This window comes from Mycobacterium sp. TH-M82, from assembly GCF_057473605.1.
The window spans coordinates 1-1,023 of sequence record NZ_JBYCKY010000389.1; the positions used below are offsets into that span (position 1 = coordinate 1).

2 protein-coding genes are annotated in these 1,023 nt (G+C 66.8%); both read right to left on the minus strand.

The annotated features are described in order from the left end of the window. The coding region (locus tag AC2VON_RS12045) for a class Ib ribonucleoside-diphosphate reductase assembly flavoprotein NrdI (RefSeq protein ID WP_486953176.1) at positions 1-175 on the minus strand (175 nt) is incomplete at its 3' end. 33 nt (positions 176-208) lie between these two features. Then, positions 209-448, minus strand: a complete 240-nt coding sequence (locus tag AC2VON_RS12050; RefSeq protein WP_486953175.1) for a redoxin NrdH — start codon at positions 446-448, stop codon at positions 209-211. Positions 449-1,023 lie beyond the last annotated feature (575 nt).

The window sequence follows — 1,023 nt, forward strand, 5'->3', positions numbered from 1 at the left end:
CGGGGGTGGCCCGCCCGCCGCCGTAGGTGGGCAGGATCAGCACGTACGGGTCGTCGACCTCGATGCGGCCGTGCAGCGGTATCCGCGTGGCGGGAATGCCCAACTTCTGCACGAAGCGGTGGGTGTTCTCCGACACCGAAGAGAAATAGACCAGGTCGGGCTCCGTGATACCCATGGCGCCGCAACCCCCCTTACCTGTCGTGTGCCGCTACGCGCTCAGCGCCGCCCCGGCGAGCGCGTTGATGCGGTCCGGCCGGAAACCCGACCAGTGGTCGTCGCCGGCCACCACCACGGGCGCCTGCAGGTAACCGAGCGCCATCACGTAGTCGCGCGCCTCGGAGTCCAGCGTGATGTCGACCTTCTCGTAGGCCAGACCCTGCTTGTCCAGCGCTTTCTGGGTGGCCGTGCACTGCACACAGGCCGGCTTGCTGTACACGGTGATGCTCATCGATTGCCGCTCCTTTGCGGAATGTGGGACGTAACGGTTGGCAACTAGCTGGGTCCTGCGTCTTTGCGATGTTCAGCGGTCCGTCAGGCCCCCGGATTCCCGTCGTGCGGTGGACCGTGCGAAGCGCTTGGCTTCGGACTTTCACGCCGACTCCGGGAAGCCCACCGGGCCGCGCTGGCGCGGTGGTGCGGGGATCCGCCGGTGCCCGAAACACTACACCTAGTGGCTGACAAGATCATGAGCTACAAGATGTTCTGAATAACAATCTTGAAATTCCCTGGTCGTGTGCCCGCCGCGATCGCCTCACCGGCGTGTCGCACATCACAACACGCCGGTGAGGCGCCGACACCCCTTGGTCTATCACCGGGCACCGACATCTTCGGCGCCACCGTGTCGCGGACCCGCTGACAGCAAATCCGGCGGTTGCCCGAGCCGAAGGACAGGCCCGGGCCGCGGCCCCTACACGGTCACGCCGGCCACTTCGACACCATGACGGTCGCCAAGCCCGCGCCAGGCCCGACGACCGTCATGGCCTACCCGCCGCAGCTGGTCTCACTTAATCGGGGCCGGCGCCG

Coding starts and splice junctions, on each gene's coding strand:
- AC2VON_RS12050 (WP_486953175.1), bottom strand. CDS start 448: ATGAGCATCACCGTGTACAGCAAGCCGGCCTGTGTGCAGTGCACGGCC.